This window comes from Staphylococcus simulans (assembly GCF_003043455.1).
GTDB lineage: Bacteria > Bacillota > Bacilli > Staphylococcales > Staphylococcaceae > Staphylococcus > Staphylococcus simulans_A.
Map to the genome: position 1 here is coordinate 13,283 of NZ_PZGG01000023.1, position 21,571 is coordinate 34,853.

21 protein-coding genes are annotated in these 21,571 nt (G+C 38.4%); all 21 read right to left on the minus strand.

The features are described from left to right. Positions 1-7: 7 nt before the first annotated feature. On the minus strand, positions 8-274 hold the full coding sequence (locus tag BU038_RS05650; RefSeq protein ID WP_002481921.1) for an RNA-binding S4 domain-containing protein: 267 nt from the start codon (positions 272-274) through the stop codon (positions 8-10). A 1-nt stretch (position 275) separates the two neighbouring features. After that, a complete protein-coding gene (locus BU038_RS05655) occupies positions 276-1,469 on the minus strand; it encodes a MazG nucleotide pyrophosphohydrolase domain-containing protein (protein ID WP_107605209.1) in 1,194 nt (397 codons plus the stop codon). Continuing rightward, a complete protein-coding gene (locus tag BU038_RS05660; protein ID WP_107605210.1) occupies positions 1,469-3,004 on the minus strand; it encodes a polysaccharide biosynthesis protein in 1,536 nt (511 codons plus the stop codon). The genes BU038_RS05655 and BU038_RS05660 overlap by 1 nt, the downstream gene beginning before the upstream one ends. Next, the gene (mfd, locus tag BU038_RS05665) at positions 2,994-6,503 is read right to left on the minus strand and encodes a transcription-repair coupling factor (RefSeq protein ID WP_428843594.1); all 3,510 of its coding nucleotides are present in this window, start codon (positions 6,501-6,503) and stop codon (positions 2,994-2,996) included. Before mfd ends, BU038_RS05660 begins: the two co-directional genes overlap by 11 nt. 5 nt (positions 6,504-6,508) lie before the next feature. Further along, positions 6,509-7,081: an aminoacyl-tRNA hydrolase gene (pth, locus tag BU038_RS05670; RefSeq protein WP_002481917.1), complete on the minus strand. Its 573-nt coding sequence runs from the start codon at positions 7,079-7,081 to the stop codon at positions 6,509-6,511. 188 nt (positions 7,082-7,269) lie between these two features. Then, positions 7,270-7,920, minus strand: a complete 651-nt coding sequence (locus BU038_RS05675) for a 50S ribosomal protein L25/general stress protein Ctc (protein ID WP_107605212.1) — start codon at positions 7,918-7,920, stop codon at positions 7,270-7,272. Between the two features lie 240 nt (positions 7,921-8,160). Next, on the minus strand, positions 8,161-9,126 hold the full coding sequence (locus tag BU038_RS05680) for a ribose-phosphate diphosphokinase (protein ID WP_002481915.1): 966 nt from the start codon (positions 9,124-9,126) through the stop codon (positions 8,161-8,163). 102 nt (positions 9,127-9,228) lie between these two features. Then, complete coding sequence (gene glmU / locus BU038_RS05685; protein ID WP_002481914.1) at positions 9,229-10,593, minus strand: bifunctional UDP-N-acetylglucosamine diphosphorylase/glucosamine-1-phosphate N-acetyltransferase GlmU; 1,365 nt, start codon at positions 10,591-10,593, stop codon at positions 9,229-9,231. A gap of 269 nt (positions 10,594-10,862) precedes the next feature. Next, on the minus strand, positions 10,863-11,180 hold the full coding sequence (gene spoVG / locus BU038_RS05690; RefSeq protein WP_002481913.1) for a septation regulator SpoVG: 318 nt from the start codon (positions 11,178-11,180) through the stop codon (positions 10,863-10,865). Between the two features lie 63 nt (positions 11,181-11,243). Further along, positions 11,244-11,624, minus strand: coding sequence for a RidA family protein (locus BU038_RS05695; protein ID WP_002481912.1), 381 nt, complete (start codon positions 11,622-11,624; stop codon positions 11,244-11,246). 16 nt (positions 11,625-11,640) lie between these two features. After that, on the minus strand, positions 11,641-12,465 hold the full coding sequence (gene purR / locus BU038_RS05700; protein ID WP_002481911.1) for a pur operon repressor: 825 nt from the start codon (positions 12,463-12,465) through the stop codon (positions 11,641-11,643). 16 nt (positions 12,466-12,481) lie between these two features. Beyond that, positions 12,482-13,336: a 4-(cytidine 5'-diphospho)-2-C-methyl-D-erythritol kinase gene (gene ispE / locus BU038_RS05705; protein ID WP_023016276.1), complete on the minus strand. Its 855-nt coding sequence runs from the start codon at positions 13,334-13,336 to the stop codon at positions 12,482-12,484. A gap of 523 nt (positions 13,337-13,859) precedes the next feature. Next, positions 13,860-14,123: a biofilm formation stimulator Veg gene (gene veg, locus BU038_RS05710; protein ID WP_002481909.1), complete on the minus strand. Its 264-nt coding sequence runs from the start codon at positions 14,121-14,123 to the stop codon at positions 13,860-13,862. Positions 14,124-14,222: 99 nt separating this feature from the next. Further along, a complete protein-coding gene (gene rsmA / locus BU038_RS05715; protein WP_199219692.1) occupies positions 14,223-15,110 on the minus strand; it encodes a 16S rRNA (adenine(1518)-N(6)/adenine(1519)-N(6))-dimethyltransferase RsmA in 888 nt (295 codons plus the stop codon). A 3-nt stretch (positions 15,111-15,113) separates the two neighbouring features. Next, positions 15,114-15,665: a ribonuclease M5 gene (gene rnmV, locus BU038_RS05720; RefSeq protein WP_107605214.1), complete on the minus strand. Its 552-nt coding sequence runs from the start codon at positions 15,663-15,665 to the stop codon at positions 15,114-15,116. Positions 15,666-16,205: 540 nt separating this feature from the next. Next, complete coding sequence (locus tag BU038_RS05725; RefSeq protein ID WP_107605215.1) at positions 16,206-16,979, minus strand: TatD family hydrolase; 774 nt, start codon at positions 16,977-16,979, stop codon at positions 16,206-16,208. 149 nt (positions 16,980-17,128) lie between these two features. Beyond that, positions 17,129-19,162, minus strand: a complete 2,034-nt coding sequence (metG, locus tag BU038_RS05730) for a methionine--tRNA ligase (protein ID WP_259342962.1) — start codon at positions 19,160-19,162, stop codon at positions 17,129-17,131. Positions 19,163-19,568: 406 nt separating this feature from the next. Then, on the minus strand, positions 19,569-19,787 hold the full coding sequence (locus tag BU038_RS05735; RefSeq protein ID WP_002481904.1) for a hypothetical protein: 219 nt from the start codon (positions 19,785-19,787) through the stop codon (positions 19,569-19,571). A 101-nt stretch (positions 19,788-19,888) separates the two neighbouring features. Beyond that, complete coding sequence (locus BU038_RS05740; RefSeq protein WP_241963154.1) at positions 19,889-20,212, minus strand: hypothetical protein; 324 nt, start codon at positions 20,210-20,212, stop codon at positions 19,889-19,891. 72 nt (positions 20,213-20,284) lie between these two features. Beyond that, on the minus strand, positions 20,285-20,884 hold the full coding sequence (locus tag BU038_RS05745) for a DUF5080 family protein (RefSeq protein WP_107605217.1): 600 nt from the start codon (positions 20,882-20,884) through the stop codon (positions 20,285-20,287). Between the two features lie 87 nt (positions 20,885-20,971). Next, positions 20,972-21,433, minus strand: a complete 462-nt coding sequence (locus BU038_RS05750; RefSeq protein ID WP_158262787.1) for a DUF5079 family protein — start codon at positions 21,431-21,433, stop codon at positions 20,972-20,974. Between the last annotated feature and the right edge of the window lie 138 nt (positions 21,434-21,571).

Here is a 21,571-nt window from a genome sequence, read left to right on the forward strand (position 1 = left end):
TCACTCCTTAGTCATTCTCATTAATACGTTCTTCTTTCACTAACTCATACATGCCTTTCGCATTTTCTTTCGACGCATGTTCGCTTAATCCAGTGACACGAATTGTTATCACACGTTGTCCGAAACGAATGACGATTTCGTCACCGATTTTGACATCCGTACCTGCTTTAGCAGTGTTATTATTGACTTGAACACGACCTTGGTCGCTGACTTCTTTCGCAAGTGTACGGCGTTTGATTAAACGAGATACTTTTAGATATTTGTCTAATCTCACGTTATTCCCCTTCTTTCTTTTCCAACAAAGCTTTTAACTCCGCTTCACTATAGTCTTTATTTTTGACTTCATCATACAACGTCATAAAATGGTCTGCAAATACTTTCTCAAATTTAACACGCGGTGTTTTGCCTTCTTTTGCTTTTGCTTCTGACCAAATACCTTTTAAATCTTCGATATTCTCTGCTTTTGCGTCCGCAAACACATGCGGATGACGTCGAATCATTTTATCATTTAAACTTTCAATCACTTCAGTGATATCGATATAACCTTCTTTTTTGCCGATAGCCGCATGCAACAGCACCTGCAACAAGATATCGCCTAACTCTTCAATCATATGCCAGTCATCTTCATGATCGATGGCTTCAAATAATTCAAATGTCTCCTCTAAGAGATAACGTTTCAATGTTTCGTGCGTTTGCACTTTATCCCATGGACAGCCTTTGTCATCATCTACTAATGTATCAATCACTTTGACCGCATAATCAAAATCACCATGCATTAAGGCTTCATCTTCAATACGCGGAATAAAGACACTCGTTAAATTACTGAAGATGTCATGACGATCAAGTTCATATAAAGGTGTTTCAATTAATGTCGCCCCTGTGTTACGTGCACCATCTACAATATAAACACTATAATCATCAGGATAACGCTCCATTAATGTCAGCTTTAAATCTCCCGCTGTCATTGCGCTATACACTTGTGTAATCAATGTATGTGTACGGATATTCAACTGTTCTGCTGTTAAAGCTGTCCCATCTAATAAGGTAAAGCCTTCATTCGGATCAACTTGTACCGCTTCAAACACATCATCAATGAAACTCTTACCGCCAAGCACTTTCACTTCAACCTCTGGTTGTGACTGCGCATAAGCTGTCAGCAACGCCGTTGTTGTTTCTGCCACACGCGGATGCCCCGGCACCACATAAACGACATCTTCTCGTTGTGCCGCTTCAATTAATTGCGCCACAATCGCTTGGTACACTGCTTCAAACGCATCATGCGCTTCATATACTGGGTCAAAACTTGACCATTCTAATTGTGGCACTTCTGTTTTTAGTGCCTCTACCACAGGATGATCTAATGTACGTGCATAAATATGAGTTTGCTGGGTCAAATAGCGGTAAATCCCTAAAGGCAATTCATCTAAACCATAGTTGCCTAAACCTACAATTGTAATGGTATGACTCATTATTTTCGTCCTTTCTTCAAACGATATAATTTATCTCCGAACGGCATATGCTGCAATTCACGATAAGTTAATAGATTCAATGTCACAATCGCGATAACAACCACTGCTACACCAACGATCGCCGCAAGCAGTAATTCTGCCATGCCTGTCAGACGTCCTTCTGTCGGCGTCATCCACATAATCAGCTGTACTGCCGCAGTCATCGCAACGACTGTCACAAGCAGCTTCGAGACAAAATTACGCATGTGACGCAAGCGATAGAATTGCAACGTTCGCCACTGCAAGACAAACGCAAATAAACATAATGACAGTACAGTACTGACACTTGCCCCGATAATACCGATGTTCGGAATCAATACAAAATTCATTATTAATTTTATAACTGCACCTAAGCCGAAAGCAATCAGAATCAAGCGAGATTGTCTGCGCACTTCTAACAAGGCAATATTTACCATAATCAGCGAGACACAGATAACCGTTAACATATAAATCACGAGCGTAGCGGTTAACACATCATTTTTAAAGAACACACGGTTCATTAAAGGGAGTAAATTCATCAGTCCAGCACCCGCCGCAACACTGATTGTGATTGTAATCTTCAGTGTCGCATCCGCATAACGGTTCATACGTTCAAAGCGCTGTTCCGCAAATGCATTCGTTAGTAAAGGAATCAGCACGAAACAAAATGTCGTCGTCACAATCAAACCGATTTGAATAAACGATGCGCCTCGGTCATAAATACCTTTTTGAACAATCGCTTCTTTAAACGACAAACCATAATACTGCAAGGTACGAATCACTGAGAAGCTGTCCATCAACTGCCACGTTGTCACAATAAGATGACTCGCTGAAAAGATAATAATAGCTGCAGTCAAACGTTGCCATACGACTTTAGTCATCGCATCATCACGCAACGCAAACTCAAATTGAAACGGTCGCTTGATACCTAAGAATATAGTGGCCGCTAAGAAACCTAAAGCTGAAGCTAAGATGGCCCAAGTTCCTACTTGATAAATCGACCAATCCAACTGAACAAACACCACAATCAATATCAAGATAATACCGACACGCACAATTTGTTCAATAACTTGTGAAAAAGCCGGCGCATCCATTTGTTGACGTGATTGGAAACTGCCGCGCAAGACACCTAAACAACCGACAACCAAGAAACTGCAGCTTGCCATACGGATCATCGGTGTCAGATGCATATCACCCATCGCATGCGCAATGACAGGTGCCAAGATGAAAATCAGCGCAAACAAGACGAAACATACACTTTGTATGCCGATCATGACATGACTGATTTTACGATGCGTCCAATGTGCACCGAAGTTTTGCGTCACGGCACTCGGTATCGCATTCATCGATAAAATCGTCGCAAGCGACAAAAATGGATACACTTGTTGGTACGCATACAACCCCGCATCGCCAAGTACGTTTTGGTATGGAACACGATATATCGCACTCAGTATTTTGACCATCACTAACGCCAAAGTCAGAATGACGACACCGCTGAAGGCTGATTTACGCTTCATCTGGAATGACCATACTTTCTTCTAAAGCTTTCATCAAGAATTTCAAGCGGTCAAACCACGCACCTGCTTTTTTATTTTTCATAAGAGTTACTGTCATCGCACCTTCCGACACACCGACCTTCATGTCACGACCAAGCGGCAATGTCTGTTTGAAGAGCGCTTCACCATTGATATCTTCTGTTCCTTTTTCAGATAAATGAATTTCAATCGCTTTGCCTGTGTCTTTAATACGCGTTACGCCGACATGTAAGGCATGAATACGGATTTCAACGATGTCTAATAGACGTTCTACTTCAACTGGATAATCGTTGAAGCGGTCAATAAGTTCATCTTTGATATCCATTAACTCATTTTCAGTTTCAATCTGACGTAATTTCTTATAGATTTCAATTTTCGATTGTTCATTCGGTATATAAGATGTCGGCAAGTACGCATCAATATTCAATTCAATTTCAATTTCCGGCGTTTCACTTTCTTGTTTAATGCCACGTTTTTCATTAACTGCTTCTTCAAGCATTTGTGAATACAAGTCGAAGCCGACAGAATCGATAAAGCCGTGTTGTTGTTTACCTAATAAATTACCGGCACCACGGATATTCAAGTCACGCATCGCAATTTTGAAACCACTGCCGAGTTCAGTAAATTCTTTGATCGCTTGCAGACGTTCTTCTGCAGTTTCTGACAACACTTTGTTTGTCGGATGTAAGAAGTAAGCATAGCCGACACGTGAAGAACGACCGACACGTCCACGCAATTGATAGAGTTGGCTCAGTCCGAAACGATCTGCTTCTTCAATAATCAACGTGTTCGCATTCGGTACATCGACACCTGTTTCAATAATTGTCGTAGTTACTAAAATATCGTATTCGCCATTAACGAACCCAATCATTGTATCTTCTAGTTCACGTTCTGTCATACGGCCATGTGCCACACCGATAGTCGCATCTGGCATCAACATTTGAAGCTGTTCTCTCTTTTCATAGATAGATTGAACACGGTTATATAGATAGAATGCTTGACCGCCACGCGCAAGTTCACGTTCTAAAGCTTCTTTGATAAAGTTCGTGTTTTGTTCTAATACGTAAGTTTGGACTGGGAAGCGGTTTTCTGGTGGTGTTTCAATCACAGACAAGTCACGTACCCCCAACATACTCATATGGAGTGTTCTTGGGATTGGTGTAGCTGTTAAAGTTAATACATCCACATTTGTTTTCAGTGTTTTGATGCGTTCTTTATGACGGACACCGAAGCGTTGTTCTTCATCGACAACTAATAAACCTAAATCTTTGTACTTCACATCTTTTGCGAGCAATTTATGTGTACCCACCACAATGTCGATGGTACCGTCTTTTAAACCTTGTTTCGTTTCTTTGATTTCTTTAGGTGTGCGGAAGCGGCTCATCAATTGAATATTTACCGGGAAATCTTGCATACGTTCCAACAATGTTTCATAGTGTTGTTGCGCTAAAATGGTTGTCGGTACTAAGAAAGCGACTTGTTTCCCTTCCATAACTGCTTTGAATGCTGCACGCAATGCCACTTCGGTTTTACCGTAACCGACATCACCACATAACAAGCGGTCCATTGGACGTTCTTTCTCCATGTCTTCTTTGATTTCATCAATAGATTTTGCTTGGTCCGCTGTTAAATCATACGGGAAGTCCATTTCGAATTCATGTTGTTGTTCAGTATCTGGTCCGAACTGGTGCCCTTCTGCCATTTCACGTTCACGATACAATTCAATGAGTTCATCCGCAATATCTTCAACACTCTGTTGAACTTTGGCTTTGGTTTTCTTCCACTCTGTACCGCCAAGTTTGTTTAATTTAGGTGTTTTATCCTCTGATGCCACATATTTTTGAACTTGATCCATTTGATCAACCGGCACAAAGAGTTGGTCTGTTCCCTTGTATTGAATTTTAATATAGTCTCGGTGTACATCGCCGACTTCTAGTGTTTCAACACCTAAGTAACGGCCCACACCATGATGCACATGAACAACATAATCGCCGACTTTCAAGTCTTGATAAGACTTGATGCGTTCTGCGTTAGTCATCGTCGGTGTACGTTTCTTCGCTTTTTTCTGTTTAGATTTAAATAACTCGCGTTCTGTCACGACCGCAAGCGACATATAAGGTAGCTCAAAGCCTTCAGATAGACTGCCTTCTACAATGACTGCGTGTCCGCCTTGAATATTCGCACTCGCACCTGCTTCGACAATCGGAATGTGCATTTCATTCATCATAGCTTTGACACGTTCTTTTTTCGTTTCTGTTTCGACTAATACCACGACTGTATAGCCATTATTGATATAACGTTGGAATTCAGAACGCATAATGTCATATTGTCCATAGAATTGTTGAACAGGTTTACTTGAGAATTTGATAATGTGATCTAATTTCACTGGCATACTTGCGGTAAACAGCGTGAAATACGTAATGTTACGTGTTTTAATCAAACGTTCAAAGGCGTCATCGTCTAAGAAATATTGACCGATAAAACCTTTACCGCTCTCGATCAGCTGCTGCATAAAGTCATTGACTTCAGACATTAATGTTTCTTCTGTATCTTTGACACGGTTATATTCATCCACGACGATGATTGCGTTATTGCTGATGTAGTCGACAAGTGTCGCAGGTTGTTCGTACATAAATGCGACTAATCTCCGAATTACTTGGTGGTCAATAAAGTTCGTATCAAATTGTAAGAAGCTTTCATACGTGTCTTTGACATCTTGACGTACGGCTTTCTCAATTTTAGGACGTGTTGTTTCATAAGCTTCTTTAAGTTCTGTTTTAATGCGTTTCAAAACGTCCTCTGTGATGATATAGTCACTTGCTGAAGTGATATGAACATTATCTTGGTTCGCTTCTGAACGTTGGCTTTCCACATCAAATTGGCGAATTGAATCTACTTCAGTATCGAAGAGTTCAATACGTACAGGTTCGCCAATCAATGGATAAATATCAATGATGCCCCCACGAACTGAGAATTCACCGATATGTGACACGACACTTTCTCTGCGATAACCCATATTAACGAGTTTGTTGAAGAACGCATCGACATCAATATCATCTCCGACTTTCAAAGTGATTTGGTGGTTTTGCCACATCTCTACAGGGGTCTGTAGCTTTTTCAAGCCGTTTAAAGGTATGATAAAGAACCCTCGCTGGCCTTGTGCTAAGGCAGTAAGGGTGCGCACACGTTCGCTCATCAACTGCGGACTTTGTGTGGAGAATTCTTCAGTCATGATGTCTTGAAGCGGATATTTGTATATCTCTTCTGCTTCGATATATTGTTGTAAGTCCGCTTCTAATTTATCTGCTTGGTATAAGTTATTTGTCACCACAACCATCGGGCGGTTTGAAGACAGATACTTTTCTGCCATTACTGTCGCTTTCGCTGCACCGGATAAGCCAGTGACTAAGACATTTTCATGTCCAAATACATCGTTTAACTCTTCATATCGTTTATCTTTATTTAAATAATCTGTAATTATTGATTTCACTTAGCCTCACCATTATATTCATTCATCACATGGTCGAAACGCGAACTCGCGATAAAATCTTCCACCGCATGTGCAGAATGTTCTATTACTTTTTGCATTGTTTCCATTTCTTGTTTTGAGAATTTCTGTAAGACATAATCTGGTACAGACATACCGTTGGTCGGTCTTCCGATACCGATACGGATACGTTTGAATTGATCTGTACCCAGATGTTGAATAATCGACTTCATACCGTTATGACCGCCGGCACTGCCCTTTTGACGCAAACGAACTTGCCCTTGTGCTAAATCTAAATCATCATAGAGCACTAATAAGTCTTCAACATCGACATTATAGTAATCCATTAATGGACCGACAGCTTCTCCTGATAAGTTCATCAAAGTCATCGGTTCAATAAATAATACTTTATCACCTGCGACACGTTCAATCGTATACGCGCCACGGAATTTTTGTTTATCTAACTTTAATTGGTTAGATTCCAATAAATAATCTATTACTTCAAACCCGATATTATGTCTGGTTTGTTCAAATCGTTTACCGATATTGCCTAATCCGACAATACACTTCATGCTTTCCTGCCTCCATCTCTTCTTTTCTTTTGATTTGGCATCGGTCACATACACCGATGTCTATGTATCACTTTATTCCCTATATTAACACAAATCAGGATAAACCCTGACACGTAAAGCATGTAATATGACGCAATAAAAAAAGCCGATCACACAAAAATGTGAACGGCACAAATATTAAGAAGAGATTATTCTTCTTCTTCGTTTTCTTTGTTTTCTCCAATAACTTCTGGTTCTTGAGTATCAGCGTCGCCTGCTTCAACTTCTTGGATTTCTTCTTCGCTTGGTCCTTGAGTTGGAGGTGTTACAGTTACAACTGTATCTTCAGGTTCGTTTTCGATTGTGAAGTCGCCTGTTACTTTCAAGTCTTGAACTGCGATAGTGTCACCGATTTCTAATTCAGTGATATCTGCTTCAAGATATTCAGGAATGTTGTCTGGAGTTGCAGTAACTTCAACGTAGAATAATGGTTGGTCAACTACGCCGCCTTCTTTAGCGCCTACTGCTTCACCAACTAAGTGTACAGGTACTTCAACTGTACGTTCTTCAGTCATGTTGATTGCTAAGAAGTCGATGTGTGTCACTTGGTTTTTAAGTGGGTCGTATTGGTAGTCAGCTACCATTACTTTGATTGTTTTAGAACCTACACCTAAGTCAATAACACCGTTACGTCCAACTTCACGGATAACTTTGATGAATTCTACTTCATCAACTTTAACTGATACGTTTTTTTGGCCGTAACCATACATAACTGCTGGTACTTTACCTGAGTTTCTGATTGCTGTTAAATCAGAACGTCTTTGTTTACCTTGACGGATAATAGACTTTAATGAAGCCATTTCCTTTTTCCACCTTTCGTATATGAGATATCAGATCGTTGCTTATAATAAGCGTTCAATAGTCAATCTCTCCGGCACTTGCCCATCGGTTGTTTGACCGCTTGCAAGTGTTTGATATGTTCGTTACAGAAAGTCACGAACGGAATTATTATACACATTTTTACAAATTACGTCAACTGCTCATTTGATTTAAAACCATGAAAATGAAAAAACTGCAGCCTAAGACTGCAGTTTTAATCATTAGTCGAATAATACACTCACTGATTCTCTTTCGTAAACACGAACGATTGCTTGAGCAATTAATCCAGCAATTGATAATTCAGTTGTGTTTTCTGGTTTGCGACCATCGTCAAGACGGATTGAGTTTGTTACAATCAATTCTTTGATTGCTGAGTTTTCAATACGTTCTTTCGCTGGTCCAGAAAGTACAGCGTGTGAACAACATGCATAAACTTCTTTAGCACCTTTGTCTTTCAACGCTTGTGCTGCTAATGTGATTGTTCCTGCTGTGTCAATAATGTCGTCAATGATAATTGCAGTACGTCCATCAATATCACCTACGATATTCATAACTTCTGCAACGTTTGGTTTTGGACGACGTTTGTCGATAATTGCGATTGGTGTTTTCAAAATGTCTGCTAATTTACGTGCGCGTGTCACGCCGCCGTGGTCTGGTGAAACCACAACTGTTTCTTCTGGGTCGATATCAGGATTGCTCTTGAAGTATTCCGCAAGAATCGGTACACCCATTAAGTGATCGATTGGAATATCGAAGAATCCTTGAATTTGTGGTGCGTGCAAGTCTAAAGCAATCATGCGGTCTGCGCCTGCTACTTGAATCAAGTTAGCAACTAATTTCGCAGTAATCGGCTCACGGCTGCGTGCTTTACGGTCTTGACGTGCATAACCATAATAAGGAACCACAATGTTAATTGTTGCCGCAGAAGCACGTTTACATGCATCTATCATAATCAACAGTTCCATTAAATGTACGTTAACTGGATAAGATGTAGGTTGGATAATGAAGACGTCGCAACCTCGGATACTTTCTTCAATATTGATTTGGATTTCGCCGTCACTGAAACGTTTTACCGAACATTTCCCTAATTCAATTCCAATGTTATCCGCTACTTCGCGTGCAAGCGGCTCATTTCCTTTCAACGAGAAAATCTTTAAAGATGAATTTTTATATTCATTAGCTAACATTTATAGTCCTCCATTTATTTGCATTCATGCGTCGTTCAGGTCGAACTGATACATAACATCCTATTTAATTTTACTGAATTGGACAAGATACATCAATAGTTGTTAGTCGTTATTTTTATTTAAATAGCCTGGTTTCGTTGTTTGTCTTGCGCGTGCAAGGGCTAAACTGTCATTTGGAATATCGTCTGTAATCGTTGAGCCAGCGGCGATTAAGACACCATCACCGACTGTTACAGGTGCAACTAAATTTGTGTTGCAACCGATAAATGAATCTTTTCCGATAATTGTTTTAAATTTATTTTTACCATCGTAATTGACTGTAATCGAACCACAACCGACATTTGTACGTTCGCCGATTTCAGCGTCGCCGATATAACTTAAGTGTGATACTTTCGCACCATCTTTAAGTTCTGCTTTTTTCACTTCGACAAAGTTGCCGACTTTCACTTCATTACCTAAGTGTGCGTTTGGTCTTAATTGTGCGAATGGACCTACTGTTGTATCATCACCGACTGTCGCATCATTGACCACTGATTGTTTAATTGTCGTACGATTACCGATAGTACTGTTATTAACATCTGAGTATTGACCGATAACTGTATCTTCACCGATAACAGTACCTTTACCTAAATGCACACCTGGTTCAATAATTGTATCCATACCAATTTGTACATCGGCTTCAATATACGTTGAAGCTGGATCAATTAAAGTGACACCGTTACGCATATGATACTCATTCACACGCTCACGATAAGCCGCTTCTGCTTTACTTAACGCAACACGGTCGTTCACTCCCATAATTTCATCAAAGTCGTCTGTACGATAAGCGTCTGCGATTTTACCCGCTTCAAGCGCTAATGTAATGACATCTGGTAAGTAATATTCACCTTGTGCATTATCGTTTTTAACTTTTTCTAACAACTCGAATAATAAAACATTATCGAATGCGAAAATACCTGTACTGATTTCATCGATTTCGCGTTCAGCTTCTGTCGCATCTTTTTGTTCTACAATTTTAGCTAAACGGCCATCTTGATCTCTGACAATACGACCATATCCGAATGGATTGTCAGCTGTCGCAGACAGCACTGTAACACCTGCTTGTTGTGCTTCATGGTAATCTGCCAAAGCTTTTAATGTTTCAGGTGTGATAAGCGGAGTATCGCCGCACACGACCAACGTTGTGCCTTCTTTACCTTTCAATTCATCAGCTGCCATTTTCACAGCGTGCGCTGTACCTAATTGTTCCTCTTGGAAGCTGTAAGATGATTGACTTCCTAAAGTTTCTTTCACACTTTCAGCACCGTGTCCGACGATTGTGACAATTTCATCTGTTCCTGCTTGTTTCACACTGTCGACCACATGCTCAATCATACTTTTGCCCGCTACTTTATGTAGCACTTTGTAAAGTTTCGATTTCATTCTGGTACCTTTACCAGCTGCTAATACTACCGCATATCTCTGCATGACTGCGAACCCTCCAATAATTTTACACTTCGTTATTATTATAAATTAAGGTAAGTTGCACTTTCAAGACTCACCCTTACATCCGTTTGAGGAGATAAGCTGAACAAGTCCGTTTTATCATAGCACATCTTTTTAATATTTTACACAATATTGTTTGACGATAAAATAGACTCGTATATTCAAGTTATCCAGCCCATCAAATGGTATAAAAAACCCTCGATCACATGACCGAGGGTTTAAAAGTTACATTTCTATCTTTAAGCTTTTAATTAAGCTTCTTCGTTATCATTATCTTCTGATTCTGATGGTTTCGCATTCTTATCTGGAATGACTTCATCAGTTTCATCATATACTTTCATCACTGCATCTTGAATTTCTTGTCTCATATCTGAATTAATCGGATGCGCGATGTCACGGAATTCACCATCTGGTGTACGTTTGCTCGGCATTGCGACGAATAGACCTGAGTTGCCTTCAATTACACGCAAATCATGGACTACGAATGCGTCGTCTAGTGTGATTGACACTAGTGCTTTCATTCTTCCATCAGTTTGTATTTTTCTAAGTCTTACATCTGTCACTTTCATGTAGTGAGCCCCCTAGTATATCTCTCTATTGTCTTATAGAAGCTTACAATATTTAATTAAAAATTATTTTCCTTTAACTTGAGCGATAACCTCAATCTCAACTTTTACGTCTTTTGGCAGACGCGCAACTTCCACACAGCTTCTTGCTGGTTTATGCGCATCGAAGTATAAGCCGTAAACTTCGTTGATTTCTTGGAAATCGTTCATATCTTTAATAAAGATATTTGCTTTAATCACTGAATCCATATCGGCACCCGCTTCTTGTAAAACCGCTTTAAGGTTTTCAAGTACTTGACGCGTTTGTACCTGTACTTCATCACTGACAAGTTCATTAAATTCATTTAGTGGAATCTGTCCTGAAGTGTAAACCAAATCATTCACGACAACTGCGTGTGAATAAGGGCCTAATGCTTCAGGCGCTTTATTACTGTGAATCGTCTTCATGTTGTTGACCGCTCCTTTATGAGAATTTAGATAAAACATTGCCTTGTTCGACTTTAAAGTCCTGATTGTATTCATCTACATCAGAAAGTCTTACCAAGGAAGTATAATCTTCAATCAATCTTTGTTTGACTTCTTTAGATTCTACAAGTACTGATACCCCCTTGACATGCGCTTTAAACTCATTCATTAAATTCATCACGCCATTTATCGAGCCGCCCGCGCGCATAAAGTCATCGACAATTAATACATTCGAATTTTCTTTTAATGTGCGTTTCGACAAGACCATTGTTTCGATCTTGCGCGAAGAACCCGATACATAGTTGATAGAGACTGTAGAACCTTCAGTTACTTTATTATCCTTTCGAATAACAACTACTGGTAAATTTAATACATTTGCTACGGCATTGGCAAGAGATATCCCTTTTGTCGCAATCGTCACAATCGCATCTAAGTCTTCATCCATATAAATTGTCGCAATCAAACGTCCAACTTTATTCAACAATTCTGGATTGCCCATCAAGTCGGATAGGAATAAATATCCACCTGGCAATAAGCGTTCTTTTTCTTGAAGATGTACAATCACTTCATCAATCACTTGTTCTGCTTCTTCTTTGCTCATTGTCGGACGATATGTCACACCACCGCTTGCACCTGCAGTCGTAATCACTGTACCCAGCTTTTCTTTATGCAAGGTTTCGCGAACAATATGGATGTCCTCACTGATTGATGATTTCGCTTGTTTAAATTTCTTCACAAAATGCGTCAATGGTATCAACTTGTTTGGATGGCTCATCAAATAATGAGTCATATACACAATGCGTTCGCTTCGTTTATAACGCAAGAGAATCCTTCCTTTCTTAACCTAGTAATCTGACTAAATAAACCTCGTTACAGCACCCGTGAACCGCGTTATATATATTTTGCGCCTGCTTATAATGTTTCGCTAAGCTATAAACCGTCGGGCCGCTGCCGCTCATCAGCGCGCCATCTGCACCGCTGTTAAGCATATTTTGTTTCAGCTTTTGAATGTCTGGATGCATGTCCATGGAAATCGCTTCTAAGCTATTAGATAACGACGCACAGATTTGCTTATAATCTCCGTCTTCAATTGCTTTGATACATGCATCTGATTGTGTCGCTTGCTGCGGCGTTTCTTCAATACGCAACGCTTGAAACACACAAGGTGTTGAAATGCCGACGTTCGGCTTTGCGATGACTACCCATGCTTTCGGCGGGCGTTTCAACAAACGTACTTTTTCACCATGTCCTGTACATACCGCTGTTTTGCTGTAAATACAAAAAGGCACATCGGAACCGACCTGACTTGCCAAACGACTTAAATCGTCTAAGGACAAACCAAGTTCAAATAACCGATTCATTGCACGCATTGTAGCTGCCGCATCAGCAGAGCCACCGCCAAGGCCTGCTGAAACTGGAATTTCCTTTTCCAGCACAATCGTCACACCTTGTTGGATTTGATATGTTTCTTTCATCAGCATTGCTGCTTTATACGCTAAATTCTTCGCGTTTTCAGGCACAAAATTATAATCCACTTGTACAACAACACGTTGATCTTCACGCTTTTCAACAGTAACGCGGTCATTCAAGTCCACCGTTGTCATTACCATTTCAACTTCATGAAACCCATCATTTCTTTTATAAAGTGCATCTAAAGTGAAGTTAATTTTGGCAGGTGCCTTTTCATATATCATCTTACCGCCCACCTTTACTGTTAAATTTGCTTTAGTTCAGAAATGTCTGCTTCGCCTATCAGGCGACGAGAGAGGTTCCCTCTTCTTTCACAGCATTAAAATGACGTTCATCATTTGCATTAGTGTTATTATAACACGAACATTACCATATATCACAGTGCTTAATGTTATGAAAATGAAAAAGTTTTAACTAAGTTGCGAAGATGTTTTATATTCACGCTTCGCAAAGAGATACTTGCTGTTACTCAACCTCATACCTATACATACAAATTGAAACCTTAGCGTATCAATTCCAATTTTCAATTCACAAAGCAATCCGCATCATCACACAACAAATAACGAAAACCACATTTCAACAAACTTAAAACTCTGTATAATGACTAACGCAATCTGTTCAAGTATTCAGAAGCTCTTTGAGATCTGAAAGTCACCAAATCTAAAATAAAGCAAAATAAAAAAGAGGAATCCTAAATCAGGATTCCTCTTTTTTATACGAAGCATATAGCTTCAATTCTATGATATTCTAGTGTGCAACTGCATCCTGGTGATTTTCATCCACAAACGAAACTTGGACGTTTTCTGTCAACACATCAGTGTATGTATAAGATACACGTTCAAAGTTGTGTTTATCTTGGTCTAATTCAACAACGAATACCGCCGGATATGTTTCTGATAACACGCCGCAACGTTCGATTGTTTTTTTACGACCACCATTTGCTTTAAGTACAATACGGTTTCCTAAATGACACTCAAGTGCATTTTTGATTTCCCAAATTGATTTTGGCATATTGCTCCACCTCGCTACAAATTGTATTATAACACATTTATAGCGATTCAGTCAAATAAAATTTAAATTTTAACAATCGACGGGCAGCATGTCAATATTTTAAAACTCTAATTCTGGGAAATTTTTCAAGTTAGTGTACAAATTCGCAAATTCTTTAATAGATAATGTTTCTCCACGACGTCTCGGATCAATTCCGCTCTCATCTAGCCAAGTTTTAATCTGGTCTTTCAGCTTTTTACCATCGAAGAATAAGCTTTGATAATTATTTGCGATGGTTTTTCGACGTTGGCTGAATGCTGCTTTTGTCATTTTAAAGAAGCGATCTTCATCATCTACAGAGACAATCGGTTCAGCACGTTTCATCAGTTTAACCACAATCGAATCTACATTCGGAGGCGGCATAAAGACCGTTTTAGGCACAGTCAGTACTTTAGATGTTTCAGTATAATACTGCGCCACAATCGATAAGGAACCATAAGCTTTTGTACCGACAGCCGCATTCAAGCGTTCTCCGACTTCTTTCTGCATCATCACCACATAACCATCAATCGGTAAAGATTGAGACATTAAATTCAATAAAATAGGTGTGGTAATATAATACGGTAAGTTCGCAACGACCATAATCTTATCGCAGTCTGAAAAATGTGTTTGCACTGCTTCTACCACATTTGCTTTTAAAATATCTTCATTAATCACAGTCACATTGTCATAATCTGACAAAGTATCATCTAAAACAGGAATCAAGCGTTGGTCAATTTCAAACGCCACGACTTTTTTCGCATGTTTCGCTAATTGTTCTGTTAAAGACCCCATACCAGGACCGACTTCAATAACACCAGTTGTTTCGCCAATGTTGCTCGCTTCGATGATTTTATGAATAATGTTCACATCAATTAAGAAGTTTTGACCTAAACTCTTCTTAAAATCGAATTGATATTTATCTAACAAGGCACGCGTACGTGTCGGTGTTGCTATATCTTTTTTCATCACTTACGTTTCACTTCCTTTATCTTCATTCAAAGCAGCTCTGACATCTGCTTCTGTATAACCAAACGCATTTAATTTCTTTAAAAGTTGTTTGCCGTTAGAATGACCAATATGTAATTTACGTCCTAACACTTCTCGTTTATGACGTGCATCAGGTCCGACAATTAAACCTAAATCAATCAAAACATCTTTGCTGATAGATTCCATGCCTTCTTCAAAAGGTGAAGACACATGCATTAACGCTTCTCTGATGGCTTCAAATGAGGCATGTTCTACTCCGATTTTACCACGTTTGTTTTTCGCTTGTTCACGATCAACATACGCATGTTTCACACCTGGTACATGATCACGAATCGTATTTCGAATTTTATCACCCGGGAAATCTGGGTCTGTTAAAACAATCACGCCTCTTGTTTCTTGCGCATAACGAATCACATCTAATGTTTCTGCATTAATGGCACTGCCATTTGTTTCTATTGTATCGCACTCTACTGCACGTTTAACACGCTCTGTATCATCGCGGCCTTCTACCACAATAAACTCATTTATTTTCATCACTTTCGTCACCTTTCACAGTGTTAACTTTAATACTATACCATATCTGCCAGCATGAAAAATAAAACATTGTCACGTTATATCCTATCTTTTTAAATTATATATTTTGGCTACTAACCTTCATACTGCTATATTTAAATTAATCAAGGGACAACATGCGCTAACATGTTATCTCTCTGGGGCCGTTAAAAAAGACGGTGGCGAATGTTAATATTATAGCCATTCAACCAAAGTTGGATGGTTATTTTTTTATGGCTTTATTTTCTTTGTTGAGTGCTCACAAGGATTAAACCTATCATCGTCAAGACGACCATAAGCATTTCATAATCACTCATCGTATATCCTCTCTGGAGTTGTGTATCATAGGCATCACCCCTTAGAATGGGTTAGCCACCATCTATCCAACTTGCTTGAAAAGGTTACAAAGTAAACAGAACTTGTTTTTCTGTAACATGTATAAATTTAACCTTATAAAGTTATATGTTTAAATATGAAGAAAGCACCCTTCTGATGTAGAACGGCGCTTTCTTTCTCGCTATATTATTGATTTAAGTTAAATAATCTTTCCGCATTTTCAGTCGTTTGTTTTGCGACTTCTTCGTAACTGATACCGCGTAAATCTGCGATTTGTTCCGCAACTAATGTCACGCGCATTGGTTCGTTACGTTTACCTCTATAAGGGTGCGGTGATAAATAAGGTGCATCTGTTTCTACTAATAGACGATCTAATGGCACATGTTTTGCGACTTCTTTAGGTTGTTTCGCATTTTTGAATGTGACAGGTCCGCCTAATGAAATATAGAAACCGAGTTTATTAATCACGACATCTGCGATTTCAGGTGAACCGCTGAAACTATGCATAATACCGCCGACTTCTTCTGCGTGTTCCTCCATTAGAATATCCACACAATCTTGTGTCGCTTCACGATTATGAATGACAATCGGCAAGTTCACACGTTTTGCGAGTGCGATTTGTTTACGGAACACTTCTTTTTGAACATCTTTTGGTGATTTATCCCAGTGATAGTCTAAGCCCATTTCACCGATACCGATTACTTTAGGGTGTTCGGCTAATTTTTCAATCCATTGTTCACGTTCTTCTGTGTAATCAATCGCATCCACTGGATGCCAACCAATAATCGCATATAAGAAATCATATTGTTCTACAAGTTCCATCGCACGTTCAATCGTTGGTGTATCAAATCCAACGACAAACATGCGATCGACACCTGCGTCTCTTGCACGGTCGATGACTTCTTGTAAATCTTCATCATATTGTTCTGCATTTAAATGTACATGTGTATCAATTAACATGATGTGTACTCCTTTCATTACTGCTTTTCTTAGTGTTCATACACTATGATTATACCCATTCTTTCTATGAAACATTTGAAAGTATGATTAAGCGTCAAAGAAGCGGCTCAAACAGCATTCGCTGCAAGCCGCTTGTCTTGATTGTTTAATTATTTAATCACTGCACCGTTAGGAATCGCATTCGGCAAGCTGACAAGTGTTAAGACACCGTCTTTTTCTGCTGATAGAATCATACCTTCTGATTTACGGCCCATTAATTTTGCTGGTTTCAAGTTCGTCACAACTGCGACTTTCTTACCGATAATATCATCAGGTTCATAGAATTTTGCGATACCTGAAACGATTTGGCGTTGTTCTTCGCCTAAATCTACTTGAATTTTCAAGAGTTTATCTGATTTCTTCACATTTTCCGCATCCATTACTGTTGCAGCTTTGATTTCAACTTTATCGAAATCTTTAATTGTTATTTGAGGTTTCGCTTCTTCTTGTGCTTCCTCTTTTGTTTCTTCTTTTGCTTCTTCAGCTTGTGGTGCTGAACCTTGCATTGAGTCTTTAATAAATGCGACTTCTGCTTCTGTATCTAAACGAGGGAAAATCGGTTTAGGTTTTTCAGTTACTGTAATCGGTTCAGTTAATGCACCATATGAATTTAAGCTGTCTAGTTCATACAGTTCAGGACTATTGATGTGTAATTGCGCAAAGATTTCACGTGGTGCGTGTGTTAAGAATGGACGTAATAAGACAGCGGCGAAACGGATATTTTCCACTAAGTGTGCCATCACGTTGCCAAGCATTTCTCTTTGGCTATCATCTTTAGCCAAAATCCATGGTGTTGTTTCATCAATATATTTATTCGTACGGCTGATGAACTTCCATACTGTTGAAAGTGCAACAGAGAACTGTAAGTTTTCCATATTTTGATGGTATTCTTTGACTGTATCTAATGCGAATTGTTCCATTTCAGCATCTAAGTCATGTTTTGGTCCTTCATACGCAGGCAACTCGCCGCCGAAGTATTTGTTGATCATCGCAATCGTACGATTGACTAAGTTACCTAAATCATTAGCTAAATCAAAGTTTGTACGGTCAACGAACGCTTCTGGTGTGAAGACACCGTCAGAACCAAATGGTAATTCTCGCATTAAGTAGTAACGTGTCGCATCTAAGCCATAACGATCGATTAAAACGTTCGGATCTACGACGTTACCTTTAGATTTACTCATTTTACCGTCTCTCATTAAAATCCAACCGTGTGCGAAGACGCGTTTTGGAAGCGGTAAGTCTAGCGCCATTAATAAGATCGGCCACACAATAGAGTGGAAACGCACAATTTCTTTCGCCATTAAGTGTAAATCAGCAGGCCAATATTTTTGGAATAGGCTATCATCATCTGACAAATAACCAAGTGCTGAAATGTAGTTCACCAACGCATCAATCCATACGTAAACAACGTGTTTAGGATTAGACGGTACTTGTACGCCCCAATCAAATGTCGTACGAGAGACAGCCAAGTCTGTTAATCCTGGTTTAATAAAGTTGTTAATCATTTCGTTCTTACGAGAAGGAGGTTGAATGAATTCAGGGTTCGCATCATAGAATTCTAATAAGCGATCCGCATATTTAGAAATATTGAAGAAATAACTTTCTTCTTTAACTAATTCTACTTCATGTCCAGAATCCGGGCTTTTACCACCGATAATATTGCCGTCTTTATCGTATTCTGGGTCATCAAGTTGAGATTCTGTATAGTAAGTTTCATCCGGTACAGAATACCAGCCTTCATATTCACCAAGGTAAATATCACCTTGTGCTAATAGACGTTCAAAGACTTTCTCTACAACTTCTTTGTGACGTTTTTCAGTTGTTCTGATAAAGTCATCATTTGAAATCTCTAATTTTTCCCATAACGCTTTAATACCTTTAATCATGTCATCTAGGTATTCTAATTCTGTAAGGCCAGCTTTATGTGCCTTTTCTTGAATTTTTTGGCCATGTTCATCTGTACCTGTCAAATAACGTACATCATAGCCTTGCATGCGTTTGTAGCGCGCAATGACGTCGCCTGCTACAGTTGAATAGGCATGCCCAATGTGTAATTTACCACTCGGGTAATAAATAGGTGTTGTTATATAAAATGTATCTTTCGCCATTCCATGCTCCTCCTTGTATCTTACATAATTAATATATCTAAATTCAGTATTGATTTCAATGCAGAGTCCCCGTCATGACAGTCTCATAAACACACTCAACGTGACTTCTAACGCAAAATAAGTTCTTGTACTCTTCATATAAGTTCGACTGATTTGATTCCATATGTATATATTGTAACAATTCTAATGAACGGTGCATATAGAGACGATGTTGATTATGTAAAATTGACATAAAAATAAAAAGAAACCCACAAATGTTTATTTATGAGCCAAAACGATTTGATGTAGTTTTATTGGTTAATGATGATTAATAGGAAATAAGCTGACTATATCACTTATTATCTGCATTGAATGTATTCATTTGATTTATTATTCCTTAATCAACCCCTTGTATCGATAAAAGCAACAGAACCCGAGAAAGCGTTCTGTTGCTGAGGAATTAAGTAAATAATCTTATAATCGCAAATGTCACACTGACCACTGTAACGATGATTGCGATGTTTAATAGTTTTCCGCCTTGTTCTTGTTGATATTTTTTGTATTTCGCACTACAAATAATACTTCCAACCCCAAATATTGGCATGATTAATGAGAGGACAATGAAAACCCAAGCCCAAACTTTTAATGTTTTTCCTGCTTCTTTCACTTTTTCTGCCATGTTTTTGCGCTCCTTATATATTTATTCTCCCGTATTTAGGAACAGGACACACCTGCCTACTCATTTAGGAATACACACGTGTGCCCGTTCCTATGAAGCAGTTATTTCACTCTTTTCAGTGAACCTTGTGCGTCTTTTTTGTAATGCAACTCATGTTTTTGATCTTTGAATTCATACTTCACTACTACTTGGTCGACGTCATCATTTCCAGAGAAAGGCATGGATGACATGCTGCCGATGAGCTTAGTCGGGAGGTCTACGTCTTCGTTGAAGTGAAGCGGCACAGTCAATTTTTTATCTTTCTTATCATAAACAACCTTTTTATGATCAATCTCAAATATTTTTACAGCTTCTAACTTTCTATCAGCTTTATGCAAATCGTTTTTTACAGAACCAGGAAGAGGATCCCCCTTCGCGCAACCCATTACGGTAACCATCAATAGGCATAAACTCATCAAACAAATTTTCTTCATAGTTTACTCCTTAGATTTAAATTGTTAAATAATGATTGAATAGAAGATTAACAAAATCAACGTCCCTAACGGTCTGAGTGTGATAAACGAAAATTTTCCTCTTCTAACTGCTAATACAATATCAATAATCAAATAAATAATTACCATTAAAAACAGGATAAGACCTATTGTGAAAATACCGCCTGCTAAATCATCTTTTAAAACGAGCGTTAACTTTAATTTAATCGCAATCATACAAACAATAGAGATAATTGCTGAAATAATACCTTTATACTTAGCTGAAGCAAGATTAATTTGAATACTTTCAATATCTTCATACTGTTCCTTAGTTACTGAATGTTCTGAGATAGGATCCATACTTCTTAGCTTCACTTTATAAGGACGTGTCCAAAACGATTTAATCGCCAACCATCCATATACCACTACACTTATAATGAGCACAAGTATGTAATTCTGTAATGAACTAAAACTAGGATTTACAAAGAAGAATGTAATCAAAAAGATTAACGCAGATATACCATAGGCAATCCATTGCAGTAATTTAGTACCTTCCTCATACATTACCGAAGTAATATACACCACGTAATACAAACCTGCCATTAAAATTAATAATAAATATGTCATATGTTTCTCCTACATTTCCATAACCTTTACTTTGATATCTCACCTTGCTAATGTTCAGGTTCAGCTAAAAATTCTACCTGTGTCGAGTTAGGCATGATTAGTGAATTTAGTTTCATTTAAATGTTCTTCCTCATTAAATTCAATAACTGCTAACATAGATTGATATAATACAATAGAACAAAAAACCATTGCTATAGTTCCTACAATCCAAATTTCAAATAAATCTATCCCTTTTCTTAAACCCAAAAAATAGTAAATATTATACATAGCAAAAACAGCGCTATACATAGCAAAAATATCGACTATAAATAAAACCAGAGCTTTTCTTTTCATGCTTTTATGATTCTTGGGTCTTCGAATTACATAAATAAAAAAAGTGGATATACTAACTAAAAGCATGAATAACCATATTATTACGAGATACCAAGGTGTCTCAGATATAGTCAATCCATAAAAATATTGAGCTCCCGACATCGCTAATGAGATTAATGTTAAACTTCCTAATATTTGCGGCATAGGGCTTCTTAACTTTTCATAAGCAGCATTCAATTTTAACTCATTCCTTTGAAAATCTAAGATTATTTTACATAAAATTGCTATTGATAAAATTTATTTAGTTATTTGTTATTTAAAAAATTCATCTGCATCTTCCAATTCGTAATTCGATAATACTTGGGTGTAATGTAT

Excerpts from the sequence above, each read along its gene's own strand:
- BU038_RS05740 (WP_241963154.1), bottom strand. The coding sequence starts at position 20,212 with ATGGGTTGCGCGAAGGGGGATCCTCTTCCTGGTTCTGTAAAAAACGAT.
- BU038_RS05735 (WP_002481904.1), bottom strand. The coding sequence starts at position 19,787 with ATGGCAGAAAAAGTGAAAGAAGCAGGAAAAACATTAAAAGTTTGGGCT.
- BU038_RS05695 (WP_002481912.1), bottom strand. The coding sequence starts at position 11,624 with ATGAAGACGATTCACAGTAATAAAGCGCCTGAAGCATTAGGCCCTTAT.
- veg (WP_002481909.1), bottom strand. The coding sequence starts at position 14,123 with ATGCCAAAATCAATTTGGGAAATCAAAAATGCACTTGAGTGTCATTTA.
- BU038_RS05725 (WP_107605215.1), bottom strand. The coding sequence starts at position 16,979 with ATGTTAATTGATACACATGTACATTTAAATGCAGAACAATATGATGAA.
- glmU (WP_002481914.1), bottom strand. The coding sequence starts at position 10,593 with ATGCAGAGATATGCGGTAGTATTAGCAGCTGGTAAAGGTACCAGAATG.
- BU038_RS05680 (WP_002481915.1), bottom strand. The coding sequence starts at position 9,126 with ATGTTAGCTAATGAATATAAAAATTCATCTTTAAAGATTTTCTCGTTG.
- spoVG (WP_002481913.1), bottom strand. The coding sequence starts at position 11,180 with ATGAAAGTGACAGATGTAAGACTTAGAAAAATACAAACTGATGGAAGA.
- BU038_RS05675 (WP_107605212.1), bottom strand. The coding sequence starts at position 7,920 with ATGGCTTCATTAAAGTCTATTATCCGTCAAGGTAAACAAAGACGTTCT.
- rsmA (WP_199219692.1), bottom strand. The coding sequence starts at position 15,110 with ATGAAAAAAGATATAGCAACACCGACACGTACGCGTGCCTTGTTAGAT.
- BU038_RS05660 (WP_107605210.1), bottom strand. The coding sequence starts at position 3,004 with ATGAAGCGTAAATCAGCCTTCAGCGGTGTCGTCATTCTGACTTTGGCG.
- BU038_RS05655 (WP_107605209.1), bottom strand. The coding sequence starts at position 1,469 with ATGAGTCATACCATTACAATTGTAGGTTTAGGCAACTATGGTTTAGAT.
- ispE (WP_023016276.1), bottom strand. The coding sequence starts at position 13,336 with ATGATATATGAAAAGGCACCTGCCAAAATTAACTTCACTTTAGATGCA.
- pth (WP_002481917.1), bottom strand. The coding sequence starts at position 7,081 with ATGAAGTGTATTGTCGGATTAGGCAATATCGGTAAACGATTTGAACAA.
- BU038_RS05745 (WP_107605217.1), bottom strand. The coding sequence starts at position 20,884 with ATGACATATTTATTATTAATTTTAATGGCAGGTTTGTATTACGTGGTG.
- rnmV (WP_107605214.1), bottom strand. The coding sequence starts at position 15,665 with ATGAAAATAAATGAGTTTATTGTGGTAGAAGGCCGCGATGATACAGAG.